At 30.1% G+C, this 4,439-nt stretch carries 3 protein-coding genes; all 3 read right to left on the bottom strand.

Features of this window, described 5'->3' with window-relative positions; genetic code table 11:
• Positions 1-81: 81 nt before the first annotated feature.
• The 3 genes from tet(K) to mobV all read right to left on the bottom strand — a co-directional run bounded on the left by tet(K) (position 82) and on the right by mobV (position 4,335).
• A complete protein-coding gene (gene tet(K), locus LG295_RS13980) occupies positions 82-1,461 on the bottom strand; it encodes a tetracycline efflux MFS transporter Tet(K) (RefSeq protein WP_000492283.1) in 1,380 nt (459 codons plus the stop codon).
• A gap of 161 nt (positions 1,462-1,622) precedes the next feature.
• The gene (locus tag LG295_RS13985) at positions 1,623-2,567 is read right to left on the bottom strand and encodes a replication initiation factor domain-containing protein (RefSeq protein ID WP_000277654.1); all 945 of its coding nucleotides are present in this window, start codon (positions 2,565-2,567) and stop codon (positions 1,623-1,625) included.
• Between the two features lie 526 nt (positions 2,568-3,093).
• A complete protein-coding gene (gene mobV / locus LG295_RS13990) occupies positions 3,094-4,335 on the bottom strand; it encodes a MobV family relaxase (protein WP_000122374.1) in 1,242 nt (413 codons plus the stop codon).
• Positions 4,336-4,439 lie beyond the last annotated feature (104 nt).

A 4,439-nucleotide genomic window follows, 5' to 3' on the forward strand; every position in this document is an offset into this window, starting at 1 on the left:
GCTTAAACCTGTTTTTGCTAACGCAAAAAATGAGTGGCAAAATGCTAGCCACTCATAGTTCTAAACCAAAATATAATATAACTATTCAAACTGCTTTTCAGAACGTTTAAATACAATAATCGTCAAAAGACAACATAAAATAATAAGGATAGCCATGGCTACAAGAATATTACTATACACTCCAGAAGAATAATTTATAAATTCCAGAACTAGTTTACGATTAATCAATTGTAGTGACAATAAACCTCCTACAATTGCTATACCTGTTCCCTCTGATAAAAAACTTGTGAAATTTAGCAAACTCATTCCAGAAGCAACTTCTTCTTCAGAAAGACTACTTGATACTATTTTTGATATAACTGTTTTAGTAAAAGATAATCCGCCCATAACAAATATAAACATAAAAGTAGTCAACCACATACTAAACTCAACAAAAAATGCAATAGTTAAAAAACTTATAGAGATAGACAATGATCCTAAAATAAAAACAAATAATGATCCTTTTCTATCCACTAAAAAACCACCAAAATAACCAAAAACAATAACACTCATGGTTCCAGGAAAAATAACACTATTACCTATTGTCGCTACATTTACATGATAAATAGTTTTCATCATATAAGGCACCATTGATATAAAACCAGCTACTATAGAAAATATTAGCCCACCAGAAAACAAACCAAGCATAAACGGAATGTTTTTCCCTAGTTTAGGATTAATAAAAGGGTTAGAAACTCTTGAAATATGTTTAATAAAAATCACAAAAAAGATTGTGAAGAGTATTAAAAAAGTCCAATTATAATTTGTCGTAAATAACATAAAACATATAATACTTATAGACATTAAAACAATACCTACGATATCTAATGTATTTTTTGTTGATTTACCAGGTACCATTACTTTAATAAGAAAAGGTATAGTTACTATTGTAATCATAGGAAGTATAAGTAGGTAAGACCAATGAATATAATGTGCTATTATTCCCCCTATTGAAGGACCTAACCCTTCACCTAAAGCTACAATTGATCCTATAAAACCAAAGGCTTTGCCTTGTTTTTTTCTTGTAATATTTCTAGCTACAACCACCATAATCAGTGAAGGGAATGCAGCAGATCCTACTCCTTGTACTAACCTACCAAAAATCAAAATAAAAAAGTGATTGTGACCAATAAAAGCAATCAATGAACCAAGACAGCTCAAACTAATACCAATAATTAACAATTTTTTTATATTTATATAATCAGATAATTTTCCATATACTGCTGTTCCTATCGAAAAAGTTAACATATATGCAGTGTTTACCCAGTTTGTAATTCCAGGAGTAGTATTAAAATGATTTGCAATATCAGGTAAAGAAACATTTAAAACCATTTCATTTAATACACTAAAAAATGAAAGAATACAAAGCCAAAATAAAACGCTATAAAACAAACCTTTAAATTTTTTATATAAACTAAACAATTTTACCTCTTTACTTGAGGTGACTAAAGTTTATAGGGGTAAATTATTCTTTCACCTCATATAAATTCCCCAAATTTTTAAATAGACACTTCATAAAAAAATCCTCCTAAATTAGAATAGTTTAAATATATCATTTTTGTTCAGTAATATTAATATGTACACTATTTCCAAAATTTAAATTCATGTTGCCAAAAATCGATTTGTTTTTGCAATTGTTTTTCGTTCGCTTTTAAAGTCGATTTCATTAAGTCCGTTAAATCGACTGGCGAAATTTCTTTTATCAAATTCTTATATTTTGTTCTAGAATTTCTGTGAAGCTTTCCCCATTCTTCTTCATCACTCAATAACATAAAAACTATTGCTCTATCCGCAGTGCGTTGGATAGTTTTCCAATCTGGTTGCAAGATATGTAAATCACTAAAGCAATCATTCCAGTAATCCACCATATCTCTTTTAAGTTCGATTTCTACACGCCATAAATGTTCAGACATAACTTCAGCATCTGCATTATCTTTACGTTCTTGCTTTTTATTATAAATTCTAATAAATCTATTACTATCTCTCACGCCAAAATATTTTGTTTCTGGCTTACCATTACGACCATAAAAAATAGTTTTCTTAACTGCTTTATCAGACATTGCATAGTAGTCACTCAAATCATCTTCAAAATCAAAGGCTAAATCTAATCTTGTAAAACCGTCATCTTCCATGTAGCTTATTATATTTTGTTTTAACCAAATCATTTCATCTCGTGTAAGTTTGTTTGGATTAAATTCAATACGCATATTACGTCTATCCCAACTATCTGCTTTCACTTTGTCATATTCAATATAAACTTTTTCTTGAAGTGCTTTAGCTTTAAACTTTGTTTGAAGAATATCCCAAAGTCTTATTTGGGGCTCTACACTCATAAATTTAGAAAGGGCTTGAGCGTTGTCTCGGTTGAGATTTCCAACGATCGTCATTGCATCAAAACTTAATTTTGGATCAGATATGCACACAGTATGTGCGTCCAACCGGCTATTAGAGTAGCCGGTTTTAGAAAAATTGTCTAAATCGTGATTTTCCAAATGATTTGAATGATTTGCATGATTGTTTTTATACATAAAAAATCGACTCCTTAATCTCAATTTCGTTTAAGGAATCGCTCACCCAAATATATATCTTGATGTATATTTAAATATCGTTTAATATCTAAATATACAAGATTATAAAAACAACTCAGTGTTTTTTTCTTTGAATGATGTCGTTCACAAACTTTGGTCAGGGCGTGAGCGACTCCTTTTTATTTTGTTATTAATATAACACTATCAAAAGACTTGGTCTAATCAGATCAAGTCTTTTTTTATTTAAGCATTTGTATTATCTGGTAAACAGTTAAAACTACTAAAACACCAAGTACATACTTACTTGTTATAAAATTCTCAAAGGCTTCTCTGAATTTCATTTCTTCAACTCCTTTTATTGCTTTATTCCAATTTCCTTATTGGTCGGAACCTACAGGGCTTTATGTGTTGTTGAGTTGGTACTTTCTTGGGATTAATCCCAATTCAAGTCCAACCAACTCGCTAACAAGTTAGCTAACACATAGCCCATTCCAACCAATAAGTTTTCTCGGCATAAATGCATGTTCTATAAGTGCATACCTCTATCTCGTTTTTGATTCTTTTGTTGTTCTTGTTGCTGTTCCTGTTCTGAATATAATTCTGGATTCATTTTTTTATCTAAGTTTCCTGCTAAACCATTTAGTTTTGGTTCATCTTCTGTTAACTTATTAACTCTTTCCGCAAAGGTATTTCTTCCTAAAACTCGTTCTAACTCTTTTAGTAAGATTTTTAAAAGCTTTAACGCTATTTCTATATTCTCTTTAAGTGGCTTTGCATTTTCGTAAAGTTGGTTAAAATTATCGTCTGCGTTTTCAATACGCTCAACTGCTTTATTTAATAAATCATCTTTCTCTCGTATTTCCTTATCTTTATCATCTAAGGCTCTACCAGACTTTATATACTCGTAATCTTCCGAAATATCTTGAGCAGCTTTTATCTGTTTCTGAAATTCATTGAAATCTTTTTGGCTTATTACAACATTTCCAGTTTCTTGTATTTCTTTGCTAAATAAACCACCTACTTTTTCAGTTTCTTGCTCATACGGAACATTTATAGGCTTTTTAAGCGTATTTAACGATTTTTGGTACTCTTGCATTAATTTATCGTTCTTTTGCTTTATATGGTCTGTTTTTTGGCTCTCACGTTCATATTCTTGCTTATGATATTCTGTTTTTTGTTTATACTGACTTATTTGCTCATGTTTAGCATTTGTTACTTGTCTTGATTGCCCACGTTCTAAATCATATCCTCGTTGTTTAACATGCTCATTAAATCTATCTTGAAACGCTGTTAAAGCTTTTTTATTACCTACAACTTCTTTAGCACTTAAACGACCATCATCAGTTATTGGAACAACGCCATAATGCATATGTGGTGTTTTTTCGTCCATGTGAACTGTTGCATATAATAAATTATCTTTACCGTATTCTTGTTCTAAAAACTCTTTAGCATATTCAAAAAACTGCTTTGTATCTTCTGGCGTTTGATTATCAAAGAAATCATTGTCTGATGTAATTAAACCATCAATGTGTTTAATCGCGTCTGTTCTAATTTTTCTTTTGCCTGTATAATTCTGTTCGATTTTTTCATCAATCAAGTTATTAAAATTCTGTTTATTAGCATTTACCAAATCATAATTTAAGTAAGTTTTACTATGGTCTATATCTTCATTTTCATAATTATTATTTTCTCTTTGAACATGTTTTTGTATGCCCGTTGTATTTGTTCCAGATTTAACTTTTGAAACTCTAACAATGGAATAAGACATATAAAAATCACTCCTAAGCACAAAGGTTTCATGTGTATTTAATAGTTTAAGTCTAACACACTAGACTTATTTTTAATAAGTCGTTAATACGTGTGCTCTGCGAG

Source organism: Staphylococcus pseudoxylosus, from assembly GCF_044794325.1.
GTDB classification, from domain to species: domain Bacteria; phylum Bacillota; class Bacilli; order Staphylococcales; family Staphylococcaceae; genus Staphylococcus; species Staphylococcus pseudoxylosus.